Annotated in this window: 27 protein-coding genes and 3 pseudogenes; 4 read left to right on the top strand and 26 right to left on the bottom strand. The window is 52.6% G+C overall.

Annotated features, from left to right (window positions below; translation table 11 throughout):
• Positions 1–316 precede the first annotated feature (316 nt).
• The 7 genes and pseudogenes from B1A75_RS15760 to B1A75_RS20015 form a co-directional block, all read right to left on the bottom strand.
• Positions 317–796: pseudogene (locus B1A75_RS15760) on the bottom strand (nitrite reductase large subunit); the annotation flags it as partial.
• Between the two features lie 103 nt (positions 797–899).
• On the bottom strand, positions 900–1,304 hold the full coding sequence (locus B1A75_RS15755; protein WP_079936484.1) for a DnaA N-terminal domain-containing protein: 405 nt from the start codon (positions 1,302–1,304) through the stop codon (positions 900–902).
• Positions 1,305–1,322: 18 nt separating this feature from the next.
• Entirely contained in the window at positions 1,323–1,724 is a 402-nt protein-coding gene (locus B1A75_RS15750; protein ID WP_066232359.1) for an acyl-CoA thioesterase, read from the bottom strand.
• Positions 1,725–1,970: 246 nt separating this feature from the next.
• Positions 1,971–3,158: an iron-containing alcohol dehydrogenase gene (locus tag B1A75_RS15745; protein WP_079936483.1), complete on the bottom strand. Its 1,188-nt coding sequence runs from the start codon at positions 3,156–3,158 to the stop codon at positions 1,971–1,973.
• A 22-nt stretch (positions 3,159–3,180) separates the two neighbouring features.
• Positions 3,181–3,315: pseudogene (locus B1A75_RS20380) on the bottom strand (N-acyl homoserine lactonase family protein); the annotation flags it as partial.
• Positions 3,316–3,472: 157 nt separating this feature from the next.
• Positions 3,473–4,528: an RNA-guided endonuclease TnpB family protein gene (locus tag B1A75_RS15740; protein ID WP_079936482.1), complete on the bottom strand. Its 1,056-nt coding sequence runs from the start codon at positions 4,526–4,528 to the stop codon at positions 3,473–3,475.
• 46 nt (positions 4,529–4,574) lie between these two features.
• Entirely contained in the window at positions 4,575–4,751 is a 177-nt protein-coding gene (locus tag B1A75_RS20015) for a hypothetical protein (RefSeq protein ID WP_161496650.1), read from the bottom strand.
• Positions 4,752–4,904: 153 nt separating this feature from the next.
• Here B1A75_RS20015 and B1A75_RS15735 point away from each other — a divergent pair, with 153 nt between their 5' ends.
• Together B1A75_RS15735 and B1A75_RS15730 are read left to right on the top strand one after the other, a co-directional pair.
• Positions 4,905–5,111: a hypothetical protein gene (locus B1A75_RS15735; protein ID WP_011231175.1), complete on the top strand. Its 207-nt coding sequence runs from the start codon at positions 4,905–4,907 to the stop codon at positions 5,109–5,111.
• Positions 5,112–5,265: 154 nt separating this feature from the next.
• Positions 5,266–6,516: a trehalase family glycosidase gene (locus B1A75_RS15730; protein WP_079936481.1), complete on the top strand. Its 1,251-nt coding sequence runs from the start codon at positions 5,266–5,268 to the stop codon at positions 6,514–6,516.
• 35 nt (positions 6,517–6,551) lie between these two features.
• On the opposite strand, the gene B1A75_RS15725 is transcribed toward B1A75_RS15730, so the two are convergent.
• The 8 genes and pseudogenes from B1A75_RS15725 to chrA all read right to left on the bottom strand — a co-directional run bounded on the left by B1A75_RS15725 (position 6,552) and on the right by chrA (position 13,322).
• Positions 6,552–7,334 carry an ABC transporter ATP-binding protein gene (locus B1A75_RS15725; RefSeq protein WP_011231172.1) on the bottom strand — a complete coding sequence of 261 codons (783 nt, stop codon included), beginning with the start codon at positions 7,332–7,334 and terminating at the stop codon, positions 6,552–6,554.
• A complete protein-coding gene (locus tag B1A75_RS15720; RefSeq protein ID WP_371878469.1) occupies positions 7,331–8,470 on the bottom strand; it encodes a nitric oxide synthase oxygenase in 1,140 nt (379 codons plus the stop codon). Before B1A75_RS15720 ends, B1A75_RS15725 begins: the two co-directional genes overlap by 4 nt.
• 317 nt (positions 8,471–8,787) lie before the next feature.
• Positions 8,788–9,483 carry a YhgE/Pip family protein gene (locus B1A75_RS15715; protein WP_254866647.1) on the bottom strand — a complete coding sequence of 232 codons (696 nt, stop codon included), beginning with the start codon at positions 9,481–9,483 and terminating at the stop codon, positions 8,788–8,790.
• Complete coding sequence (locus tag B1A75_RS20375) at positions 9,480–9,725, bottom strand: YhgE/Pip domain-containing protein (RefSeq protein ID WP_254866646.1); 246 nt, start codon at positions 9,723–9,725, stop codon at positions 9,480–9,482. The genes B1A75_RS15715 and B1A75_RS20375 overlap by 4 nt, the downstream gene beginning before the upstream one ends.
• Positions 9,726–9,842: 117 nt before the next feature.
• Positions 9,843–10,950, bottom strand: a pseudogene (tnpB, locus tag B1A75_RS15710) (IS200/IS605 family element RNA-guided endonuclease TnpB).
• A 269-nt stretch (positions 10,951–11,219) separates the two neighbouring features.
• Positions 11,220–11,654, bottom strand: a complete 435-nt coding sequence (locus B1A75_RS15705) for a DMT family transporter (protein WP_074043731.1) — start codon at positions 11,652–11,654, stop codon at positions 11,220–11,222.
• Between the two features lie 56 nt (positions 11,655–11,710).
• Entirely contained in the window at positions 11,711–11,911 is a 201-nt protein-coding gene (locus tag B1A75_RS15700) for an acyl-CoA carboxylase (protein ID WP_239691237.1), read from the bottom strand.
• Between the two features lie 202 nt (positions 11,912–12,113).
• Entirely contained in the window at positions 12,114–13,322 is a 1,209-nt protein-coding gene (chrA, locus tag B1A75_RS15690; RefSeq protein WP_079936479.1) for a chromate efflux transporter, read from the bottom strand.
• Between the two features lie 74 nt (positions 13,323–13,396).
• On the opposite strand from chrA, the gene B1A75_RS15685 reads away from it, so the two are divergent.
• Entirely contained in the window at positions 13,397–13,903 is a 507-nt protein-coding gene (locus B1A75_RS15685; RefSeq protein ID WP_074043735.1) for a QueT transporter family protein, read from the top strand.
• A gap of 10 nt (positions 13,904–13,913) precedes the next feature.
• Here B1A75_RS15685 and B1A75_RS15680 read toward each other — a convergent pair whose 3' ends face one another.
• Positions 13,914–14,171, bottom strand: a complete 258-nt coding sequence (locus tag B1A75_RS15680) for a hypothetical protein (RefSeq protein ID WP_074043736.1) — start codon at positions 14,169–14,171, stop codon at positions 13,914–13,916.
• Positions 14,168–14,470 (bottom strand): hypothetical protein, encoded by a 303-nt coding sequence (locus tag B1A75_RS20370; RefSeq protein WP_074043737.1) that lies wholly within the window; start codon positions 14,468–14,470, stop codon positions 14,168–14,170. Before B1A75_RS20370 ends, B1A75_RS15680 begins: the two co-directional genes overlap by 4 nt.
• 302 nt (positions 14,471–14,772) lie before the next feature.
• Here B1A75_RS20370 and B1A75_RS15670 point away from each other — a divergent pair, with 302 nt between their 5' ends.
• Positions 14,773–15,216 (top strand): OsmC family protein, encoded by a 444-nt coding sequence (locus tag B1A75_RS15670; RefSeq protein WP_074043738.1) that lies wholly within the window; start codon positions 14,773–14,775, stop codon positions 15,214–15,216.
• 191 nt (positions 15,217–15,407) lie between these two features.
• Here B1A75_RS15670 and B1A75_RS15665 read toward each other — a convergent pair whose 3' ends face one another.
• From B1A75_RS15665 to B1A75_RS15625, 9 genes are all read right to left on the bottom strand, one after another.
• Positions 15,408–16,619 (bottom strand): ABC transporter substrate-binding protein, encoded by a 1,212-nt coding sequence (locus tag B1A75_RS15665; protein WP_074043739.1) that lies wholly within the window; start codon positions 16,617–16,619, stop codon positions 15,408–15,410.
• 125 nt (positions 16,620–16,744) lie between these two features.
• Positions 16,745–17,452 (bottom strand): ABC transporter ATP-binding protein, encoded by a 708-nt coding sequence (locus B1A75_RS15660; RefSeq protein ID WP_074043740.1) that lies wholly within the window; start codon positions 17,450–17,452, stop codon positions 16,745–16,747.
• Positions 17,445–18,209: an ABC transporter ATP-binding protein gene (locus B1A75_RS15655; RefSeq protein WP_074043741.1), complete on the bottom strand. Its 765-nt coding sequence runs from the start codon at positions 18,207–18,209 to the stop codon at positions 17,445–17,447. Before B1A75_RS15655 ends, B1A75_RS15660 begins: the two co-directional genes overlap by 8 nt.
• 3 nt (positions 18,210–18,212) lie before the next feature.
• Positions 18,213–19,250: a branched-chain amino acid ABC transporter permease gene (locus B1A75_RS15650; RefSeq protein ID WP_074043742.1), complete on the bottom strand. Its 1,038-nt coding sequence runs from the start codon at positions 19,248–19,250 to the stop codon at positions 18,213–18,215.
• Positions 19,250–20,113 (bottom strand): branched-chain amino acid ABC transporter permease, encoded by an 864-nt coding sequence (locus tag B1A75_RS15645; RefSeq protein WP_025039055.1) that lies wholly within the window; start codon positions 20,111–20,113, stop codon positions 19,250–19,252. The genes B1A75_RS15650 and B1A75_RS15645 overlap by 1 nt, the downstream gene beginning before the upstream one ends.
• Positions 20,114–20,208: 95 nt before the next feature.
• A complete protein-coding gene (locus B1A75_RS15640) occupies positions 20,209–20,799 on the bottom strand; it encodes a TetR/AcrR family transcriptional regulator (protein WP_074043743.1) in 591 nt (196 codons plus the stop codon).
• 20 nt (positions 20,800–20,819) lie between these two features.
• A complete protein-coding gene (locus tag B1A75_RS15635; RefSeq protein ID WP_074043744.1) occupies positions 20,820–21,989 on the bottom strand; it encodes a thiolase family protein in 1,170 nt (389 codons plus the stop codon).
• Positions 21,990–22,069: 80 nt separating this feature from the next.
• Positions 22,070–22,474 (bottom strand): MaoC family dehydratase, encoded by a 405-nt coding sequence (locus B1A75_RS15630; RefSeq protein ID WP_079936478.1) that lies wholly within the window; start codon positions 22,472–22,474, stop codon positions 22,070–22,072.
• Positions 22,471–22,920: a MaoC family dehydratase N-terminal domain-containing protein gene (locus B1A75_RS15625; RefSeq protein ID WP_074043746.1), complete on the bottom strand. Its 450-nt coding sequence runs from the start codon at positions 22,918–22,920 to the stop codon at positions 22,471–22,473. Before B1A75_RS15625 ends, B1A75_RS15630 begins: the two co-directional genes overlap by 4 nt.
• Between the last annotated feature and the right edge of the window lie 2 nt (positions 22,921–22,922).

The raw sequence follows: 22,922 nt of genomic DNA, 5'->3' as shown, positions 1-22,922 counted from the left end.
TCCGCATATGCCGGCCCGGTGGACGAAGCTGATCGCCATGGCACAAGCGTTTCTCCAACAAGAGGCGGCCTGACTTTTTTGTCCTCCGGAGCCCGTTGAACAGAACTCCTGCCGGATTCGGCGAAGCGAACCCTTGACCAACCGAACACCGCCAAAGGTAAAATTCGGTCATGGCAAGGGCGGCTTTCTTATTGCCTTCTTTTTTGTCCCCGTCGCCCTTGATGACTCTTCCGCACCTTTGGCGGGTGTTGGTCAAGGGCGAATCCGGCCCTCCGCATGCCCCACGATGCTCAATGGGATGATCTGTGTGGAGTTTTCATAGAACTTTTGACGCTACCGGCACCGGCTCTTTGTCGCCGATATCGCGGAACAACATTTGTTGCAGTCTCTCGTTTTCGACGATTTCCCGCCACGGATCTTTTGTCGCCGAAAGAGCTTTGTGAAGCCGTTCGAGCAGCGCGCGGCGCGTTTCCACATCGAACAACACTTCGCGGATATGCTCAAGCCCAACGCGCTCGACCCATTTGGACGTCCGTTCCAAATAATGCGCGGACTCGCGGTAATATTGCAAAAAAGCGCCGGTCATCTCGATCACTTCTTCTTCCGTCTTGACCGTGCAAAGCAAGTCAGCTGCACGCAAATGGGTGCCGCCGTTGCCGCCGACATAAATCTCCCATCCTCCTTCTACGCCGACAATTCCCACATCTTTAATGCCCGATTCTGCGCAGTTGCGCGGGCAGGCGGAAACGGCCATTTTCACTTTATGCGGCGTTTTCAGCCGTTCAACGGATTTATCATAATAGCGTAACTTTTTATTACATAAAAATACGCACAAAAAAGCGGCCTTCGCATGATCGAGCGGAGGCCGCTTCTCGTTGGAGGTTGCTCATAGGGGATCATCAGTGGATCGGGCGGGACGCGAGCAGCTCATCAATGATTCGCGCATAGTGGTCAATGCGCCGCTCAAGCTCATCCACTTGCTGTTCAAGCTGGGTCATATATTGGCGAAAGGTCATTGGAACGCCGTGCCGCTGTTCGAGCCGCTTTTCGATTCGCTGACGCTCGCCATGGACAGAGACGAAGATGCGCATATCGCGGCCAAACACTTCGCGTACGGTTTCACTGATGAGTTCGCCATATCTTGTTTGCAGCCATTCACATTGAATCTCGTTCATGCATTCGATGATGAGCCAATCCTCATCCACCGTCGCGGACGTCGAAGCAAACCAAGTGTCAAATGACGGACCAGACAGCTTTTGCGCAAGCTTCGTTTTCACTTGCTCCCACAGATGATACTCCTTCACACATTCACCCCCTTTCGTCTACTCGCCTGGCTGCCATAGATGTTCGCGCAATTTCGCCCGAATGTCATCCGGAATCGGCTCGGGCCGCCCGGTGTCAAAATTGAAATTGACATACACCGCCCGCCCTTTCGCGCAGACCACACCGTTTTGATGAATTTCTTCATAAATCGTAAGGCTTGTGTTGCCGATGCGTTCAATACCGGTATACACGGTCACATCTTGCCCATAATACATTTGGTTGACATAATCGACTTCCATGCGGATGATCACCATTCGCCAACGTTTGAATGACAAGTCAGGCGTAAATAGTTTAAAAATTTCATGCCGCCCCGCTTCAAACCAAACAGGCACGGTCGTATTGTTAATATGGCCGACGCCGTCCGTCTCCGACACGCGCGGCGTAATGACAGTAGTAAACATGAATTCTCCTCCTCAACAGCTATCGAATATTCCGACTCATCGTCGTTCCCATCTTGTCGAATTTAGGCGACTTATGTATATTGGTTCGCTCCAAGGTGTGGAAATTCCTGCTTCACCATCAAGAAAACACGGGAAACGTTGCGCTTTGAGCGGAAAAGAGGATGAACGCGGTGTCCGACATCGGAAGTTGCCCTTATTTCCAACAACAAAGAAAAAACAGGAGCCTGAAGCAGCCCCTGTTTTTTCTCACCCTTTGTTCGGTTCCATGATCGTCCCGGCAAACGCTGCTTGATAAATCGCGCGGATGTCGGATTCCAAAAGCGGCATCGGGCTGCGGGCGAGCAGCCGTTTTTGCTGGGTGGCGTCTTTCGTCAGGCTTTCTAGCGCGCTTTCCGGGATGCCAAAACCGCCAAGCGTCTTCGGAATGCCGACATCGGCGACGATGCGCTCGAGCTCCTCGACGCACCGGTAAGACGCTTCCTCCTCCGACCAAAAGCTCGAGTTGCCGCCGAGCGCGTTTAAGATATCAGCCATTCGTTTCGTGCAGCTTTGGCGGATGTAGCCCATCACATATGGCAAGAGCACGGCATTCGATTCGCCATGGGCGATATGAAACTGTCCGCCAAGCGGATAAGCGAGCGCATGCACGCCGGCCACCCCGGCGTTGAAAAACGCCAAACCGGCCAGGTAACTGCCGTTCGCCATATCGGTGCGCGCCTGTTTGTCCGTTCCGTTTTCCACCGCTTTGCGCAATGAGCGAGAAATCAGGCGCATGGCGGCGATGGCCAACCCATCCGATGTCGGGCTCGCGTTGACCGACACGTACGCTTCAACCGCATGGGTAAGCGCATCAATGCCCGTCGCCGCCGTCACCCGCGGCGGAACAGAAACAGTGAGTTGCGGGTCGACGATCGCCACATCCGCCAACAAATAGTCATGCGTCACGACGTCTTTCGTCGTTTCTAAGGACAATACGGAGATGTTCGTCACCTCCGACCCGGTGCCTGATGTCGTCGGAATCAATATTTTCGGCAATCCTTTTTTCTCAAGTGTTCTCGTTCCAGTTAAGTTTAAATAATCGGCGACCGAACCTTCATGCACGGCCAAAACAGCGGCCAGTTTCGCCAAATCCATCGCGCTGCCGCCGCCGACGCCGATGACGAGATCAAACTCTCCGTCGCGGACAAACGCCACCGCCTTCTCCCCCGTCTCAAGCGGCGGCTCAGGCACGACATCCGTATACACATGCACGCTGTACCCTTCTTGCCGGAGCGGAGATGTCACTTGCTCGACCAGACCGATTTTCTCCAATGCCGGGTCCGTGATGACTAAAATATGTTTCGCTCCCAACCGCTTCACTTCCGGAACCAAATGCTCAAGCGCCCCCCAGCCGACATAGCTGAGCGGCGGAAAGACGATGCGAGCTGCTGTCATTGTTTTTCTCTCCCTTCCTTCCTTATTCATAATACCCTTCTGTTGATTTACGAAATTGCTTGAATTGTTCCGCATCATGACCGAACCAAATTTTAGAATTGGTTTCTTGAGCAATGCGGCGAATTCGTTCGACGGTATTCACATAGCCGAGCGAATCTTGACACTCCACACGCCTAAAGGGCGTGGGATTCTTGGGTCGTTGGCGCCCTCATCCATTTCTGGTTCGGACAACGCCCAAGTTTAGGGGTGTGTCATCACCCCGTCCCATCGGGTTAAGATGTACCCCAATGGGCGGCGCACCTGTGACCAGTGCGCTAGGCGCTCAAGCCCGAAATCGCTTTGGCGATGTTGATGGCGCCATTCAAGTCGGCATGAATCGTATATCCGCATTTTTTGCATTGGAAGTGGATGCCGTTTCGGTTCGCTTTCTCTCGATGCCCGCATCGGCATGTTTGGCTTGTATAGGTCGGCTTCACCCACTCCACCCGAATGCCCGCCATTTCCGCTTTATAGGCAATCATCGTTTGCAGTTGATGAAACGACCAGGAATGAAGGCTTCGTCCTGCTTCTTTGGCCGATGTTTCCCGCTTTCGAATCCCCGTCAACTCTTCCATCCGAATCACGCCAACACCGTTGGCGAGGGCAAAACGAACAATTTGACGGCTGATTTTGTGGTTTCGATCCTTCATCCAGCGGGACTCTTTACGGCCGATTTTGCGAATCATATGGAGCTTCTTGGCTTTGCCCAACGTTCGCCGCAAAGCCGCATATCGTCGGCGAATGAAAGCGCATTGGCTGCCCTTGAAAAACAACGATTTCGTTCCCACGCTGGCAACGGCAATATAGCGAAGTCCTAGGTCAATTCCCATTACCTTGGTTTCTTCCCGTTGTTGGACTTCAACTGTGATCGCAATAGCGAAGTACCATTTCTTTCTCTTTTTGTAGAGCTTGGCCGCCCCTTGTTTGGCGGTTCCATTGATAAGCCGATTCAGCCATGCTTCTTGATAGGAACGCGTGACGACAGGCACGCCAATTCGCTTCTCCAGTGTGGGGAATGAAACCGTGTAGAACTCTCCTTTCTTTTCCACCTTTACGTTTTGRTTGTTAAAGCAACACCATAATGTTCGRAACTTCTTTGTTTTCTGGTTTTTCTTTTGRGACTTCACTTCTCGAATCGTCTGATTCACGACGGCAGAAGGAAACCGCTGCGAYGAAAAYTCTTTAAATCGTTTGCTCGTCGCTTGATTCAGCTCGGGATGATTCAACAGCCAATTCGCAAACGCGGTATTCACTTCTGTCATCCGTTCATACATGTCTTGTTTGACTTTCGTTGGTTTGTGCAGCTCCAGCCTTAGTGTGATCGTGGGCATGGATTCACCTCCTTGTGACGATTACAGGATACCGTTTTTTTTAGAATCATTCCATATAAGAAAACAGCTCGCTTTCATCCCACCCCTCAAGGAGTGGGCTTTCTCGCTCGCAGGTCTGTAAACATTCCACCAAAAATGATTGGACACATGCCGCATCGCTCCGCTCCCACGCTCCGCACTGGCGGCGCCAAATCGCTTCGATCGCATCTTTCCCGAACTGCATTGAGTTCCTTCCCTCCTGTTGCCCATATTGTCATCCATAGTATGCCTACAACAGATGACAGGGCTCCACAAAAGAAATTGGCGGGAAAGGATTTGATTTCCATTTATACGGCATCCATCAATGGCCATACTGAGAATATGGAGGTGTTGATTCATGAGAGAGCCTTGGGAAGAACGCGGCGCCACTTCCAGCCTGCCGCGCTATACCCCGGGAATTGGCGTTCCCGATGAAATGAGCCCGATTCGCGACATCGCCCGCGGTTTTGAAAACGGTCGGCCGCCGGTCATGGAAGTCACGCCAGCTGACAGCCGCCAAACGGCGGATGATATCGATTTTCCGCCGGTTGACCGCGCGTTTTGAAAAAGTGGCAACAAGGGCGTCCTTGTTCGGTGGCCCTTGTTGCTCGGCTTCCGTTTTCTTCCTCTGCCATCGCCGTGCACTCGATTGGCGGCATGACCGGGTCGTTTTGGCCATATACATAGCCATATAGACCATTCCCATGGAGGGACAGCCGTTGCCGATTGAGCTTCCGGACATCACGGTCATTTGCCCGGATCCAGCCGTAGAGCATGTGTTTTCTTCCATTCACCAACGGTGGGAACAATTGGTCAAAACAAGCCCGCCTTACTCCAAAGGAGAACTGTTTTCCCTTCCGTTTCCATACGTCGTTCCCGGCGGGGTGTACCAGCAGCTCTTTTACTGGGACAGCTATTTCATTATATTGGGACTGAACATTTCAAGGCTGCACGAACTCGCCCGCAGCATCGTCAACAACTTCTTTTACGAGTTGAAAACGTTTGGAATCATTCCAAACAGTTCCGAACTGGCCCACTTAAGCCGTTCCCAGCCTCCGTTATTGACGTCGATGATCGAGGAGGTATGGCGCGGAGACAAAGAGTGGCTCCGCTCCGCTTACGAATGGACCAAAATCGAATACAAAGAAGTCTGGATGGACGAAACCACTCACTATCATCCCCAGATCGGCCTCAATAAATATTACGATCGGCTTGAGTCGATGCTGCGGGTAAAGGGGGAGGCGTATCTCCATTTTGACGAAATGTATATCCCGCCTGCGTTTTGGCATGAAAGGGTCGAGGCGGAGTCCGGTTGGGACTATACAGGCCGTTTTCACCGGCAATGCGGCTATTTCATTCCGGTGGATCTCAACGCTTTGCTTTATAAGTACGAAACCGATTTAGCGGCGTTTGCCCGCCTTTTAGCTTTAAACGGCGAAGCGGAACAATGGGAGCAGGCGGCTAAGCGGCGAAAAGACTTGATGAATCAATATTTATGGAACGAGTCGTTTGGCATGTATTTTGATTTTCATTTCCTCAACGGGCGGCAGCACTGCTATTATTCGTTGGCTGCTTTTTATCCGTTATGGGCTCGGGCGGCCTCTAAACAGCAAGCAGCGAAAGTCGTCCGGCATTTACCTTTGTTCCTTCAACCCGGCGGATTGGCTGCCTCCAATGTCCAAACCGGATTTCAATGGGATTTTCCGAACGGCTGGGCCCCGCTTCACTGGATTGTCATCAAAGGGTTGCAAAACTACGGCTATGACCTTGAAGCGCAAGAGATCGCCCGGCGATGGATTCGGCTTTGCACCAAAGTGTATTTGGAAACTGGCAACATGTATGAAAAATATAATGTGGTCGACATGAGCATCCGCACCATCGGCCGCTACCCTTCGCAAAAAGGGTTCGGCTGGACCAATGCGGTCTATCAAAAAATAGCGGTTGACCTTCTTGGGTGCACGGTATGTTGAGGCAGTCGGCCTAGGAACGGCTGCCAACGGCCGCCCTACCGATGGACGGACACCCACGGCCGGCCGTCTTCCCAATGAACGCGGATCGGAAGGCGAAACGCTTCTGAAAGCCGCTCGTCGGTTAACACTTCCTCTTTTTGGCCAGCCGCAAGGATGCGCCCGTCTTGCAAAAGCAAGACATGGGTAATGGAGTCGACGATTTCTTCGATATAATGGGTGACGTATAAGAGATGGCACGGCTGAGTGACGATCTGTCCGATCAATGCTAAAATTTCTTCGCGGGCCAATAAGTCAAGGCCGACCGTCGGCTCGTCCAAAATGAGCAGCTTCGGATTCGCCATCAACGCTCGGGCGATCAATGTTTTTCGCTTTTCTCCTTGTGACAACGTTGCGTACCGCTTTTCTTGGACAGCTTCGAGGCGGAAAGACTCGATTAACGATTGCGCTTTGGACCGATCGTCCTCAGTGACGGCATCGTACAGGCCAATCGTTGCAAACTTGCCGCTGATGACAATATCTTCGACTGTTTCGGCTTGCAAGGTATCATAAAACTGATCAAGCGAGCTGCTCACAAACCCGATATGCCGGCGCAATTCCCACAAGCTCGCCTGTCCAAACCGATAGCCCAATACTTCAACATCCCCGCGCGTTGGGTACTGATAGCCGGTGACGATATTGAGAAGCGATGTTTTCCCGGAGCCGTTTAGGCCAAGAATCGCCCATTGCTCGCCTTCTTTCACCTCCCAGTTTATATCACGCAAAATCATGCGCCCTCCTCTTGCCCATGACACATCGCGCATGCGGATGATGACGGTCATTGTTCCTCTCCCCTTTGTTGTTCGTATGGACGGTCCTGATAGAAAAAATTGGGCAACATGGTCGTGTTGTCATAAGTTCGGTGAAAAATGTGCGTTGTCGCCGGAGAAAGAGGCGGAATCAGCCATGTCCAATCGCCGGTGACATGGCGGCCGGCTGCTTTCTCTTGCTGTTCAAACAACTGAAATTGGCGCGCGGCGGTATGATGGTCAACGATGCTGACGCCCGCCTTTTTGTAGGAATACAAAACAGCGATATTCAATTCGACCAACGCCTTGTCTTTCCATAATGATGCGTTGGAGTTGGTGTCAAGCCCCATGCAAGAGGCCACTTTCGGAAGCATGTTGTAGCGATAATCATCGGCAAAATTGCGGGCTCCAATCTCCGTACCCATGTACCACCCGTTAAACGGTGCTGCCATATAGCGAATGCCGCCAATTTCTAGACACATATCTGAAATAATCGGGACCGCGTACCATTTTAACTGCAGATCGCGAAACCACGGAAACTCCGGATGTTCAATTGGCACCTCAAGCACCAATTCTTTAGGGATCGGTGTCCAAACAGGCTTCTGGCCGCCTACCTGGATCACCAAGGGCAACACGTCAAAAGGCGTTTTTTCCCCCTTCCACCCAAGCTGTTCACAGGCGCGGGTGAAAGTGAGGGAGGATGAGTCGCCGATGATCCCTTCTTCGGTTTCATAACCGGCATAACGAATCAGTTGATGATTCCAAATGCGCACTTCCCCATTTGGACGGAAGATCGTGATCGTCGGCCGGATTTTCCCACCATTGGTCGCAAACTCAATATGATGGAATAGATAAGAAAAAACCTCGTCTACGGTAACCGCCTCTCTCGCATCAATGACATAGAGCGATTGCCAAAACAAGCGGCCGATGCAACGGTTGCTATGACGCCAAGCCATCTTAGCCCCATAGCTTAACTCTTCGTACGTATGGCTGTATGTGCCGGTTTGTTCCACTTCCCAACGGATTTCGTTCAACCGCCGCTTCATTTCTTGCTCACTTTTTCCAAGCTCCCGATAGCTCACCGTGATAAACTGTTCTGCTTTTTTCATCAACTGCACATCATGCTGTCTGACCCTTGTTTGATTCATATCACTCTCGATGTTTACCATATATGCTTCTTTTTCCTCCACTTTCGATCGATTGGACTCTTCGCAGTCATTCCAATTCCAATCAATAAACAAATTCCCCCGACCCACCACATTTGCTCGATAAACATCGAAATCGCCAAAAAAATGAGCGCAAAACCAAGCAGTCGACGGATCGACATGATTCTCTCCCCTTTTCCCCGCCATCGAGCGCTCTCCCATCGCGCAAAAGCAGCAGTGAACAATGCTTGGGAGACGTCTATCCTACGGGGCAATTGAGAATGAAGCAACGCTCTCGTCCCTATTGTAACAGATGCTTCCATAAAGAGAACAGAAAATTTTCAATGAAACAAACCACTTTGAACAGCTTTTTCCTTCAGCACGCGCATCCATGGGTTTAATGAGCCTTTCAACAAAAGTCCGGCCAAAAGGGCGGCAACGGCAAACAAGAGAAGCCGCTTGACATCATGCTCAACATTTTCCCATACGATCCCGCCGACCGCCTCGCGCATTACATCAATGGCATAGGTAAACGGCAGCCAAGGGTTTAATTGCTGAAAGAACGGAGGAATCAGCTCAACGGGATACGTTCCTCCCGCTCCGGCAATTTGCAAGACGAGCAACACAATCGCCATCGCTTTTCCCACATTGCCGAACAAGGAAACAAGCGAAAAAACCACTGTCATAAAGACAAAACCGCACAAAAGGCCGAACGTCATGAACCATCCCGGCTCACGGACGAAAATATTCGGCAAGATGAAAGCAGCTCCAGCTGTCACGACCATCGCCTGCAAAGCATTCAGCGTCCAAAAGGTCAACAGCCGTCCGGCATATCTTTCCCGCTCATTCGCTTCCGAAAACGAAGAAGGATCCGTCGACAAGACGGAAACAAGCAACAAACATCCTACCCATATGGCCAGCACCGTGTAAAATGGATTCATGCCCGAACCATAGTTCGGCAACGGGAAAAGGTGGAACGTTTGCACGTCAACCGGGTGGGCCAAAAATGCACCTTTCGCCTGTGGATCTTGTTTCAACAAGCGAACTGGTGGTTGTTTTTTAAGGCCTTGACGATCTCATCGCCGGCGTGAAACCGGTGACCGGCCAACTCCGCCCCGCGGTCTTCGTTCACCACCCCAACCGGTAAATCATCTGTATGGGCATAAGGGTCAATCGAAGCCTCTACATTGATCCAAGCGTAAAGCGATGGAAGAACGATCAGACCGAGAGCCAATATGGCTGCGGCCCAGTTGGTCGTGAGATGTTTCAAATCGTTCACTTGAACGCTCTCCCACCTACGCTTATACTTAGAGGTGGGAGATTCTTGGGAACACCCGCCCCACGGCAGGCTATGAACCAAGCCATCCCCGTGCGTCCCACGGTTGAGCTGCCTTACTTACAAAGACAGCAAACGAAGCCCTTCATTCAGGATATTCCGGGCGGCGTTCTCGTCTCGATCGTGTTCGGCTTCGCATTTTGGGCACACCCACTCGCGGATGTCGAGCGATTTCACCTCAACCTGCCGATGCCCGCAGCACGAGCACCATTGGCTCGATGGGAACGTGCTCCCGACACGGACCACCGTCCGCCCGTACCATTTCGCTTTAGAGCATGTTGAGAAAGCGCCCCCACGCGGAATCGGAAATGCCCTTGGCCAACTTGTGATTCTTCTGCATGTTCTTGACGCGCAAGTCCTCCACGCACACCACTTGGTTTTCGCAGATGAGGCGGGTGGACCATTTGTGCAGGAAATCGTTCCGGCAGTTGGCGATTTTTTCATGAAGCTTGGCTACTTTTAAACGGGCTTTCTGCCAGTTCGAACCGCCCGGCTTCCGGCGGGCCATCACCCGCTGCCAGTAGGCGAGCTTTTCTTCATACCGGCGCCAATACTGGGGGTGTTCGATCTTTTCGCCTGTGGAAAACACCACGATATGTTTCAATCCCAAATCGACACCCACTTGCTTGTCCGTCGCCGGTAATGGAGGGATTTCCGTTTCCACCAAGATGGAGACGAAATACTTCCCCGTTCGGTTGCGACGAATGGTGGCGGAGAGAATGCAGCCTTCCACCGCACGGCTTTTGGCAAACTTTACCCATCCAAGCTTCGGGAGTTTCAAACGATGGCCATCCGCTTCAATCGATGGGCGTCCTTTCTTTGGGTAGTTGCACTGAGCGGTGTACGATGGATTCGGGTGTTTTTTGCTTTTGAAGCGGGGAGCGTTCGCCGTTCCATCAAAGAATCGGTCAAACGCCTCGGCCAACTGCTGCAGCGCGTTTTGCAAGGCGGTCGAATCGGGAACCTTCAGCCACGGAAGGGTTTTCTTCAACGCTGTCAATCGTTTGGAACACTCGTTGTAACCGAGTCCTTTTCCCGTGGTTTCATACGCCTGATTCCACTCGGCCAAAAAGTGGTTGTACACAAACCGGCAGCACCCGATCGTTTGGTTGATAAGCTCCTCTTGTGTTCGGGTGGGATACAGCCGAAAGCGATAGGCTTGATACATGATCTTCTCTCCTACATCAGGGAACGTGTGTTCTATTGCTATCCATTTTACACCTTCTGTTTTGTTCAGGCAAGAGGAAGATCGATGACGAATCCCGATTCCTCCCCCACTTACGCTCACGCGTGGAAGTGGGGGTCTTCTCGGTTCAGGATGATAAATGCGCCATGCCTGTTTCACTTTGATCCGCTTCCTTTTCTTTCAAGTCGATGATGCTGCTGTTAGTATGAGCGGATCACGGAAAACTAAACCAACTTGGCCAGTCCTGTTGTTCATTTGCGGAAAAAAAGCCAAAGCGCCAAAAACAAACAGGCTATAGCAGCGAGGCGCGTCATGTCAAACGGAATGCGCTGTCCCCCGAATAACCCGAAGTGATCAATGATCGAGCTCATGACGAGCTGGCCGGCGATCACGGCTGCCAGAGAGTTGGCGACGCCGACTTTCGGAACGATCAGCACCATGACAAACACATAAAAAGCGCCGAGAATGCCGCCCGTCAGCTGCCATTTCGGCACAGAAAACATGGCCAGCAATTCTCCTTTTCCGAAAAACAATTGCACTAAAAATAAGACGATCGTTCCGATTAAAAACGACACGAACGCCCCTTCCAACACACCAACCCGCTTGCCGAGGCCGCCGTTCACTCCTGCCTGTACGGAGACAGCCATCCCGGCCGTTAGAGCGAGCAGCATCCATACCCACTTCATCGGCTCCCCCTCCTTTTGCCTATATACGCCTGCGGATCAGGCGGCGAGCTTTCCTTTCAGCGCACAGCCCTACGCCATGCCGGCGCTCTTTTGTTTCTGCCGCCTCGGTATCGCTTCCATGCAAACGAAAACCATTTGATCAAGCTCATCACTAATACACTGGCGCCGGCCATTAAGGAAACGAGGTTGACGATCGACGCCATCGTGCTCGCCACGACGGTCGGCGGCGGCTGGCTTGCTTGCGGCGCAGATCGCACTCGGCGCCCTTGTTGTCTGGTTTGACCTCCCGCCTGCTATTGTGACCATCCATTTTCTCATAGCGTTTCTCTTGGCTGGCGCTGCTGTTGATCGATCTATGCATCTATTTGCATCTGCCGGCTATTGCAACGGCAAAGCCAAACACGTCGTTGTCCATTTTCGGACGATAATGAAAAGCCGCCATCATGGTGCTTAGGGCGATCAGCCGAGCCAAGCGCGCAGCCATCCGCCGACGAACGAAACAAGGACGACCGCCCATGCTGGCCACTTCCACACGACAAGAAGAAGAAAAGCCCCAAGGGAAAACGCCAAATCGGCCGGTCCCTTCACCGCTTTCGTCCAGATCGGGTCATACAGCGCCGCAAGCAAAATCCCGACCACAGCGGCGTTAATGCCAGCAAGCGCCGCTTGAAAGCGTGGATGATGGCGAAGCCAGTGCCAAAACGGAAACGCGCCAAGAACGAGTAAAAAGGATGGAAGAAAAATGGCTGTGGTAGCCACTAGCGCTCCCTTCCAGCCCAACGCCGCCATTCCAATATACGCGGCAAACGTAAACAGCGGCCCAGGGACGGCTTGGGCGGCGCTGTAGCCGGCTAAAAACTGGTTGGCGGTTATCCACCCTTGCGGCACCACTTCCGCCTCCAAGAGCGGCAACACCACATGACCGCCGCCAAACACGAGCGCCCCGGCGCGGTAAAAGCTGTCAAACAGCGCCAAAAACGGTGAATGGATCCAAGTGCGAATGAGCGGCAGCGCAACAAGCAACACGGCAAACAATGAAAGCAGCGTCAAACCGGTGGAACGACGAATGGAAGGCGGGATGCCTGCCGAAGACGAAGAAGGTGCGACGTTTTTTCGCAATCCAACAGCGCCAATGCCCCCCGCTGCGGCGATGACGGCTACTTGGCTCCACGCGCCCGGCACAAGAAGCACGGCGGCCGCCGCTATGATGGCGACCGTTGCCTCGAGGCGGCCAGAAGCGAATTTGCGCGCCATCTCCCATACGGCTTGCGCCACGACCGCCACGGCCGCCAACAGCAAGCCGTGCATCCAGCCGGCGTCACCCCAAGAATTGTGTTGCAGCCAAACAGCAACCAGGCTGAGGGCGACCGCCGACGGCAGCGTAAAACCAAGCCAAGCTGCCAACGCCCCCCAAACGCCGGCACGCATGAACCCGATGCCGATGCCGACTTGGCTGCTCGCCGGACCAGGGAGGAATTGGCATAAAGCGACCAAATCGGCATACGTTTTCTCATCAATCCATTTTTTTCGTTTGACGTACTCTTCGTAAAAATAGCCGAGATGAGCGACCGGACCACCAAATGACGTTAAACCGAGGAGAAGCGCTGTTTTTCCGACTTCCCAAACCGATCGCCGCCGGCTTGTTGCTTGTTGATCCGTCAAGGTCAACGAGATTCACTTCCTTTCGTTCATTCGTTTGTCGTGCTACAATCATATTATCATCAATGCGAGGAGAGGACGTTATGAACATTCGGATCATAGCGGCAAATGGCTTGATCGCCGCCGTGTATATCGCGGTGACGGCACTCATTCAGCCGTTTGGCTTTACGAATATTCAGTTTCGCGTGTCAGAAATATTGAATCACTTGGTCGTGTTCCGCAAAACATACGCCATCGGCATTGTGCTTGGCGTGTTTTTCGCCAACTGGTTTTTCTCGCCGATCGTCGCGTATGATCTCGTATTTGGCGTTGGCCAGTCGGTGTTGGCGCTGCTCATCACGATCGTCTCTATGCGGTATGTCCGAAATGTTTGGGCGCGCATGGCCGTCAATACGCTGTCATTTACTGTGACAATGGCCATTATCGCCTTCGAATTGAAACTGGCGCTCGGCCTTCCGTTTTGGCTTACGTGGCTCACGACGGCTATCGGCGAGTTGGTCGTCATGGCCGTCGGTGCACCGATCATGTATGCCGTCGGCCGTCGGATTGCTCCAGAAGCCTTCCGGGCCGCTGACGGCCGCAACGACTGACCAAGTGTTCCTACGGCATCGAGCGCACCGCCCACTCGATGATCAATGAACAGACGGCAAGCAGCACCGACGTCGCTGTCATCGTTTTTAACATGTACCGCAGCTTTGGCTGAATGTTTTGGCAAAAACGAAGGATGATGAAGCTCGTGACCATCCCGCCAGCCCATACAGCGAGGCCAATTTGGGTCGTGAGCACAGTCCAGTCGCTTATCCAGCAGCAAATGACAGCAACATGACAAGCCAAAAGCAAATACACGATCGTCCTCATGGTTCTTTTCCCACCTGATAGGAGTGCCGGGTTTTCGGAACGGAGGGCGACGACCGTTTCACCGTCTTTGCAGCCTCGAAGCTATGCCAACAAATCCCAACGACAATGATCGTTAAGCCGACGAGCGCCCAACCGTTTGGAAGCGGGGCGGATAACACGCCAAGCAAAATAAATAAGGAGATGAAAAGCGCCCGTTTTTCAATTGGGCGGCGCACAGTGACGGTTCCGGTTTCCGTCTCGATTTGTTCGGTGATCGCAAAAAAGAACGAAGCGGCAAGGCCGAGGGCCATTTCCCGCATGGTCGGTCTCTCCCCTCCTGTGATTAGATTCATCATGTGGCAGAGCAGTTTTATTTTATCGCATTATTGAAAATTTTTCTATTTGTTTTTTTGATTATTTAGAACATAGTTTTTTACGATAAGAAGTACACAATAAGAATTTATCAACCCGAAACAGTTCCGCCAGGCGGCAATCCTATCATCACCGCATCCATTCTTCTTTCCGTCACCTCCGTTTTCTTTAAATTCTTACTTGTCAAATAGGAATTTATGTATTATTCTTAATTTATCCATTATTCTTATTTTGTCAGGAGGTTTTTTTCATGCCTAAGCTTACCTTTTCCTCTGATGTCAAATGGTCTGGCGAAGGAGTACGCTCGGTGGCTGACATTAACGGCAAACAAGTCATCATTGACGAACCCCCAGTCTTGGGAGGCACCGATCAGGGACCGAATCCCGTAGAGCTGGTCCTAGCTGCACTAGGCGGTTGCATCAATGTACTGGTCTCTCTGTTTGCCAGCCATCACGGGGTCGAACTGAAAGGAGTTCAAGTACACGTAGAAGGGGATTTAGATCCCGATGGCTTTATGGAGAAAGCGGACGTTCGGCCTGGATTCTTAGAAATTCGTTACCATATTGATATCGACTCTCCTTCCGATCCAAAAAACGTCCAAGCTTTGATTGAACACGTTGAACGTGTCTGCCCGGTAAAAGACACCCTAAGGGGCGTACCCACGGTACCTATAACGAATCAAAAAACGTCATAATGCGAAAATGGAAAAGGCTGTCTGGAAAAAGTCGTGCGATGACCTTTTCAGACAGCCACTCTATTGCTCCATCCATATACCGCTCCATCTACGGATCCTTGAGAAGATGCACACTTCAGGGCTCATGCAAAGAACATTCCCATTGAAAGCCCGATGATAGGGTTCCTCTGCTTGTCAGTCTGCATCGTTTATTATTGTTTTAACTCAATCGGCACAATTTTTCCATTTTCCACCGCGGCAACGACGATTTCCGATTCAAAGCCGCCATCGTCGCCGATGCTTGGGACGTTATACACTTTCTTTTCTGCCGGAATGTTTTTCAAGCCGTCGTTCATATGTTCGCGGATGGCTTGCGGGTCATCGACGGTGCCTGCGGCTTTCATCGCTTCGACGAAAGCGTAAAGCGCCAAATAGTTGTAAGCGGCTTCCGATCCCGGATCTTCATTGAACTTCGCCCGGTAGTTTTTCACAAAATCCGGAACAGCCGGTTCGTCCGATTCGACCAGCGGCATGACGCCGATCGAACCTTCAAGCATGTCATAAGAGCCGGTCACTCGTTTCATCTCATCGAGTTTCGCTTGGTCCATAATGATAAAGCCGCCTTTAAAGCCAAGTTCGCGCGCTTGTTTCGCCACTTTTGCCGTCGGTTCCGACGGTCCACCGATAAACAAGACATCCGGCTTTTCTTTCAATGCATTCGTCACGATCGTAAAGAAGTCGGTGTCTTTCGTAAAGTCAATCGATGATTTGTAGACGACTTTTCCTCCTTGTTTTTCCCAATACGGCAACAGCTTTTCTGTCCAGTCTTTCCCGTATTGCGTAGCCGTCGGCAAGGCGGCGAGTTTTTTGCCAAACCGCTTCATGGCATAGTCGGTAAACGTCGGAATGTAGCCGTCATAGCGCGGCGGGATGCGCACGGTCAGCTTATTGCCCGTTTGTGTAATTTTCGGCTCACTCGTATACGCCGCGATGATGAAATTGTCCGTTTGGTTGAACACTTGCAGCGCCATGACGCCACCGCTGTGCGGCGTGAAAATGATCGGCGTATGATGCTCTTGCACAAGGCGTTTGGCGTTCGCCGCCGTTTCGTTTGGCAAATATTTGTCATCTAATGGGACGAGGTTAACTTTGTATTTCTTTCCTTTCACCTCAAAGCCGCCGCTGTTGTTGATTTCCTCGGCCGCCATTTTCAAGCCGTTTAACGTCCGTTGGCCATAATAGGCGGCCGGGCCGCTCAGCGGGCCGCTGTAGCCGATGTTGACCGTGCCCGTTTCACCGCCGCCTCCTCCGCTATTGTTTCCGCCGTTGGCGTTATTGCTGCTTGGCGAATTGTTGCACGCCGCAAGCATAAACATCATGATGGCCGCGATCATAGCGGCGATTGACCATTTTCTTTTTTTCATTCTACTCCCCCCTATCGATTATTTATTATTGTGAATATTTAGATAATATTTGGCACACCCGTTATTCACCCCCTTTCAGTGCCATCTCCTCTCCTTGCTTTCGCTGATGGACAGGATGAGGCCTATCATGCACCAATGTACGCCTTGCGGACATCGTCGTTGGCCAACAGTTCCTCCGCCGTCCCTGAGGCAACGATCGTTCCATTTTCAAACACATAGCCTCGATGGGCAATCGACAGCGCCGCATGAGCGTTTTGTTCCGCCAACAAAATCGTTGTTCCTCCCTCATTGATTTGCTTAATCGTCGCAAACATCTGCTCGACAATCAACGGAGCGAGTCCGATTGACGGCTCATCAAGCAGCAGCACGCTTGGGCGTGACATTAAGGCGCGGCCGATGGCGAGCATTTGCTGCTGGCCGCCGCTTAACGACCCGGCTGGCGCGTTTTGCTTGTCGCGCAAAATCGGAAACAGTTCGTATACATGTTCGATCGAGCGGCGGATGCCTTCTTTGTCCTTCCGATGGACGTAAGCGCCCATCAGCAAGTTTTCGTATACACTCATGCGCGGAAACAGTTTGCGCCCTTCCGCGCATTGCACGACGCCGCGCCCGACGATACGGTCAGGCGGCAGCGAATCAATGCGCTCGCCATCGAGGCGGATTTCCCCCCGCACTGGTTTGTGCAGCCCGCTGATCGTGCGAAACAATGTGCTTTTCCCGGCCCCGTTGGCGCCAAGCAAAACGGCGATCTCCCCTCGCTTGACGGAAAACGTCACATCGCGAATGGCCGTAAAACTCCCGTAGCGGACGGATACGTTCGCAACTTCAAGCAATGGCGCTCCCTCCTAAATACGCTTGAATGACCGCCTCGTTGTTTCGCACTTCCTCGGGCGTTCCTTCAGCGATTTTTTCCCCATAGTTTAACACCATAATGCGGTCGGCAATTTTCATGATCATCGACATTTTGTGCTCAATCAGGCAAACGGTCAGGCCGCCTTCTACCATTTTGACGATCAACTCCTCAAGCCCTTCCGTTTCATCCGGGTTGATGCCGGCTGCTGGTTCATCAAGCAGCACGAGCTCCGGATCGGTCGCCAAGGCAAGCGCGAACGCCACCCGCTTTTTCTGCTCCTGCGACAAGTTGGCCACCATCCGATCCGCCACATGGGTTAAACCGACAAAGTCGAGCACTTCCATCGCTTTTTCTTTGCATGCCTGTTCCTCGCGGCGGTGCCGTTTCGTGCGCAAAATGGCATCAAATAAGTTGGATGACGTGCGGAGACGATGGCCGATGATCACGTTGTCAATGACCGTCGATTGTTCAAACAAATGGGTCGTTTGAAACGTGCGGGCGATGCCGAGCTTCGCCCGTTCGTTCGCCGGCAAGCGGGTAATATCGCGCCCTTTGAACGTAATCGTCCCTGACGTCGGCCGGTACAAGCCGCTGATTAAATTGAAAAACGTCGATTTTCCGGCGCCGTTTGGGCCGATGATGGCATTGATTTTCCCTTGTTCGACGGAAAAGGTGACATCGTTGACCGCCAGGAGCCCGCCAAACCGCTTCGTCAATCGTTCAACGTGCAAAAGCATAGTTTATCCCTCCTCTGCGTGCCGCTCGCCTCGTCCTTGGCTCGAAACTGCCAGTTCCGCAGCAGCTCGGTTCGCTTCCGGCTCGAGACGGCGCGCTTCCTTCCGCTTCGCTTGATAGCGGATGAAGCCGCCGGCGATGCCATGCGGATAAAAAATGATGAGCAACGTCAAAATCGGGCCAAAAATAAGCATCCGATAGTCCTGCAAAAACTGCAGCTGTTGAGACAAAAACGTAACGAGCAACGTCCCGACGACCGGACCGGCGAGCGTGCCAATCCCACCGACAAGCAAATATGTCAAAAAGTCAAACATGACGCTTATATACGCGATATCTGGGCCGAGAAACCGGATGAACGATGCGTACAGCGCTCCGGCAAGCGATGTAAAAAAGACCGACAAGACAAATGAGGCGAGCTTGTTTTTCATCGTCGAGATGCCAAGCGTCAACGCGAGCTCCTCGCTGTTGCGAATGGCGATATACGTCCGCCCGGTCAGCGAGTAGACAAGCCGATACATGACAAAGATGACGGCAAACAAGAAAAACAACACCAAATAATATTGGGCGACCGGCGTTTGAAACGAGAGCGGACCGATGTCAGCCGGCGCCGGAATGCCGATGAAGCCGCGCACTCCGCCGGTTAAACTGTCCCATTTGTCAATGACCAAATAAATGATATAACCAACGCACAGCGTGTAAATGGCGAAAAAGTGCTCTTTCGTTCGCAGCGCGACAAGCCCGATGACGGCGCCAAGCAGCGTGGTGAACAAACAAGCAAGCACGAAAGCCAGCCAAAACGGCACGCCGACTTTCACCGTCAAAATGCCGAGCGCATACGCGCCCATCGCAAAAAACCCGGCGTGGGCAAGCGACAAATAACCGGTATAGCCAGCAAATAAATTCAATCCGTAAACAGCGATCATCCAAATAAAGGAGATCGTCATTATGTGCAAGTAATAGCTGTTAGTGACAAGCAACGGAAAGGCAAGCGCCAGCGCCGCAAGGACGGCGATCCATAAGCGCCGGTTAGCGAATACCGCCATTAATGTCCCTCCTTGGCAAACAGTCCGTTCGGTTTGACCGTTAAAATGATGACGAGGATGGCAAAAGCGATAATATCTTTGTAGTCGTTCGACACATACGTCGCTCCTAAGCTTTCGCTGAATCCTAAAATATAGCCGCCGACAATGGCGCCCGGAATGCTTCCCATGCCGCCGAGAATGATGATGACAAACGCCTTCAAGATAACAAGATGGCCCATGCCGGGAAACACGAGGTTGATCGGCGAAGCGAGCGACGCGGCAAGCGCGGCCAAACTGCCGGAAAGAAGAAATGTCATCATGGCGACTTTATTCGTGTTGATGCCGACCAAATTCGCCCCTTCGCGGTTTTGCGCCATCGCGATGATGGAAGCGCCGATGAACGTCTTTTTCAAGAAGAGGTAAAGCAAGATCATGATGATGACAGCGGATGCGATGATGAGGATGCGTTGAATAGTCAAGGTCAAGCCGAAAATGCTGACAACGTCGCCGTATGGGGTCGGCATCGTCTGATAGTCCGCCCCCCAGACGAACTGGGCGAATGCTTCCAAAAACAACAAAATGCCGATCGCCGCAATTTTGTCATGGAGCGGCGGTGCGTCGCGAAGCGGATAAAACACAAGCCGTTCCATCAATACACCGAGCATCCCGACCGCGGCCATCGACACGACAACGGCCAACCCGTACGGCAGCCCGGCTTTCGTCATCGCAGTGAGCGTGACATAACCGCCCATCATATATAACGCGCCGTGGGCAAAGTTTGGAATGTGCAAAATGCCATAAACAAGCGTCAAACCTAACGCGACAAGGCTGTAAACGCTTCCAACTGTCAGCCCGTTTAACAGCTGCTGGATGAATAGCTCCATCCCGATCCCCCTTTTTGTTTGCCGTTTGGCCAGACCATCAAAGCGGCGCGCCGATCTTTCATTCGGTCTGGCCGCCCGGATTGCCTGGCTCCGCCTCATTTCGACCGCTTTTCTCCAGCTCTTGGCGCCTTTATGCCGTGCAAAATGAAATCAACGAAAATGTCCGTCAGTTCTTCTTCAGAGATGTCTCCGTCAGGCCGGAACCAATAATAGCTCCAGTTGGTGATGCCAAGCAGGCCAAACGTGATCATTTCTGCATGAAGCGATGGCTTGAATTCCCCGCGGGCGATCCCTTCTCGAACCAGCTGTTCATACCGCTTGCGAAACAACCGCCGCTTTGCGCGGATTTCCGCCAAATGGTCATCAGCCAAATGCCGCATTTCGCGGAAGAAAATGCGGGCGCTTTTCTTCCGTGTGCGGATATTGCAGATGACCATATGGACGATGGCCCGCAATTTCTCCGTGCAGCTTTTCTCGGGATCTTGGACAATGCAGGCTTGCTGCCGAAGCAAATCGTCCAGATAGGAAACGCAAATGTCACATAGCAACTCCTCTTTGCTTTTGTAATAGTAGTAAAAAGCCCCTTTCGTTGCCCCGATCGCTTCGACGATTTCCTGCACCGACGTTTCTTTGAATCCTTTGCGTTCGAACAACTCTATGGAAACTTCCCTTAATTTTTCTTTCATCCTCCACGGTCTCCAATGCGTCATTCTCTTTCAATGATGGTCGCAATGCCTTGACCGCCGCCGATGCACGCGGTAATGAGCGCGTATTTCCCGCCGCGGCGCTTCAGTTCATACACCGCTTTTGTGATCAAAATCGCCCCCGTCGCGCCGAGCGGATGGCCATGGGCGATGGCGCCGCCGTTGACGTTCACTTTTTCGGGATCCATCTCAAGCTCACGGTCACAGGCGATCACTTGCGCGGCAAACGCTTCATTGATTTCAATGATGTCCATATCATCAAGCGTCAGCCCCGCCTTTTCAAGCACTTTTCTTGTCGCCGGCACCGGGCCGATGCCCATGATGTTCGGATCAACTCCGGCGACCGCATGGGCGCGGATGACGGCAAGCGGCTTTAAGCCAAGCTCCTCTGCTTTTTCCCGCGACATGATGACGAGCGCCGACGCCCCGTCGTTCAATCCGGAACTGTTCCCGGCCGTCACCGTTCCGCCTTCCAAAAACGCCGGCGGCAGTTTTGCGAGCGCTTCCATGGTTGTGTTTGGTCGCGGATGTTCGTCCGTATCGAAGATGAACGGCTCCCCTTTTTTCACCGGCACGGCAATAGGCACGATTTGCTCGTCAAATCGCCCTTCCTGCATGGCGCGCGCCATGCGCTGCTGGCTGCGCAAGGCGAATGCGTCTTGTTCTTCACGGCTGATGCCGTATTGTTTCGCTAAGTTTTCCGCCGTAATCCCCATCGGCGGATCGCCGATTTCTTTCGGAGATAGCTGCGACTTTCGAAAGCTCGGCGGCGTCGAGCTGTACGGTTTTTCCGGGCGGTCCATCAAATACGGCGCGCGGCTCATGCTTTCCACGCCGCCGGCAATATACACATCTCCGTCGCCGGCCCAAATGGCTTGCGCCGCTAAATTGACGGCGTTAATGCCCGAACCGCACTGCCGATCGACCGTCACCCCCGTCAGCTCAAGCGACAATCCGGTTTGCAGCGCGGTCAGCCGGGCGATATTGCCGCCGCCGCTTAGGACGTTGCCCATAATGACATCATCGACATGCTCCGGACCAATATTCGCCCGCCGCATCGCTTCTTTGATCACTTCCGCGCCGTAAATATGCGCCGGCAACGTCGCTAAAGCGCCACCTTGGCGGGCGATGGCCGTTCGTACGGCCGACACAATGACGGCATCCCGTCTCATCCTGACTCCTCCTCATCCCCTTTGTAGTACGAAACCCGGCAACTGGGCGTTCTCGATGTTACCGGGCTCGCTGCCTTGCTTCACTCATACAGAGAAAACACGGCTTCGCCCTTAATGACTTCTTTTCCATGCTGGTTGACGGCGGCGACGGCAAAGCGGATCGCTTTCTCGTCTTTTTCCTTCACCGTTGCTTTTAAGGTGATGACATCGTTTAAAAACACCATCGACTGGAAGCGGACGAAATAGTCTTGGACAAACCCTTCTTCGTAGTACGGCGTAAACAGCTTCGCGAGGTTGCCCATCGTCCACATGCCGTGGGCGATAATGCCCGGCAGGCCGGCTTTTTTCGCCTCTTCATCGATCGTATGAATCGGGTTGTAGTCGCCTGATGCGCCGGCGTATTTGATTAAATCGAGCCGGGACACCGGTGCGAGCGTTACTTCGGGAAGCGACTCTCCGACTTGCCATTTGCGGATGCTCGTCATACGCTCATCGCCTTTCTAACCGCCTCGTTAATGATAATCGTCGAGGTGGAAGTGAATAGAAGACGTCCATCAGCGTCCTCGCCGTTGTTCGCGATCACTAAAAAGCCAAGCAAACCCATGCTGCTTTGTTTTTCGTAATAATCTTTCACTTCGGCATAGCAATACAGCTCTTCACCGACAAACAACGGGCGCTCATAATGGAAGTGCTGTTCGCCATGGATGAGCCCTTTGGACGGCAATTTCAGCCCTTCAATGACGCCGTAGTCAAACACGCGCGGAAACGTCGGCGGCGCAATGTTGCGCCCGTAGCGCGACCGTTTTCCCGTCTCTTCGTCCCAATAAATCGGGCTCAGATCGCCGATCGCTTCAGCGAATTTTTTCACCGCTCCGCGCTCAACGACGTTTTTCACTTTCGCTGACCGTTTCCCGATGTCATTTTGGTACATGC

This window comes from Geobacillus sp. LEMMY01, from assembly GCF_002042905.1.
Lineage (GTDB): Bacteria > Bacillota > Bacilli > Bacillales > Anoxybacillaceae > Geobacillus > Geobacillus proteiniphilus.
The sequence above is the reverse complement of the archived record's forward strand: the minus strand, read 5'-3'. Positions and strand labels throughout refer to the sequence as shown.

Excerpts from the sequence above, each read along its gene's own strand:
- B1A75_RS15655 (WP_074043741.1), bottom strand. The coding sequence starts at position 18,209 with ATGCTTTTGCACGTTGAACGATTGACGAAGCGGTTTGGCGGGCTCCTG.
- B1A75_RS15665 (WP_074043739.1), bottom strand. The coding sequence starts at position 16,619 with ATGAAAAAAAGAAAATGGTCAATCGCCGCTATGATCGCGGCCATCATG.
- B1A75_RS15635 (WP_074043744.1), bottom strand. The coding sequence starts at position 21,989 with ATGAGACGGGATGCCGTCATTGTGTCGGCCGTACGAACGGCCATCGCC.
- B1A75_RS15625 (WP_074043746.1), bottom strand. The coding sequence starts at position 22,920 with ATGTACCAAAATGACATCGGGAAACGGTCAGCGAAAGTGAAAAACGTC.
- B1A75_RS15705 (WP_074043731.1), bottom strand. The coding sequence starts at position 11,654 with ATGAAGTGGGTATGGATGCTGCTCGCTCTAACGGCCGGGATGGCTGTC.
- B1A75_RS15630 (WP_079936478.1), bottom strand. The coding sequence starts at position 22,474 with ATGACGAGCATCCGCAAATGGCAAGTCGGAGAGTCGCTTCCCGAAGTA.
- B1A75_RS15680 (WP_074043736.1), bottom strand. The coding sequence starts at position 14,171 with ATGAGGACGATCGTGTATTTGCTTTTGGCTTGTCATGTTGCTGTCATT.
- B1A75_RS15745 (WP_079936483.1), bottom strand. The coding sequence starts at position 3,158 with ATGACAGCAGCTCGCATCGTCTTTCCGCCGCTCAGCTATGTCGGCTGG.
- B1A75_RS15640 (WP_074043743.1), bottom strand. The coding sequence starts at position 20,799 with ATGAAAGAAAAATTAAGGGAAGTTTCCATAGAGTTGTTCGAACGCAAA.
- B1A75_RS15670 (WP_074043738.1), top strand. The coding sequence starts at position 14,773 with ATGCCTAAGCTTACCTTTTCCTCTGATGTCAAATGGTCTGGCGAAGGA.
- B1A75_RS15720 (WP_371878469.1), bottom strand. The coding sequence starts at position 8,470 with ATGGTAAACATCGAGAGTGATATGAATCAAACAAGGGTCAGACAGCAT.
- B1A75_RS15645 (WP_025039055.1), bottom strand. The coding sequence starts at position 20,113 with ATGGAGCTATTCATCCAGCAGCTGTTAAACGGGCTGACAGTTGGAAGC.
- B1A75_RS15725 (WP_011231172.1), bottom strand. The coding sequence starts at position 7,334 with ATGACCGTCATCATCCGCATGCGCGATGTGTCATGGGCAAGAGGAGGG.
- B1A75_RS15750 (WP_066232359.1), bottom strand. The coding sequence starts at position 1,724 with ATGTTTACTACTGTCATTACGCCGCGCGTGTCGGAGACGGACGGCGTC.
- B1A75_RS20015 (WP_161496650.1), bottom strand. The coding sequence starts at position 4,751 with ATGCAGTTCGGGAAAGATGCGATCGAAGCGATTTGGCGCCGCCAGTGC.
- B1A75_RS15735 (WP_011231175.1), top strand. The coding sequence starts at position 4,905 with ATGAGAGAGCCTTGGGAAGAACGCGGCGCCACTTCCAGCCTGCCGCGC.
- B1A75_RS20370 (WP_074043737.1), bottom strand. The coding sequence starts at position 14,470 with ATGCGGGAAATGGCCCTCGGCCTTGCCGCTTCGTTCTTTTTTGCGATC.
- B1A75_RS15685 (WP_074043735.1), top strand. The coding sequence starts at position 13,397 with ATGAACATTCGGATCATAGCGGCAAATGGCTTGATCGCCGCCGTGTAT.
- B1A75_RS15650 (WP_074043742.1), bottom strand. The coding sequence starts at position 19,250 with ATGGCGGTATTCGCTAACCGGCGCTTATGGATCGCCGTCCTTGCGGCG.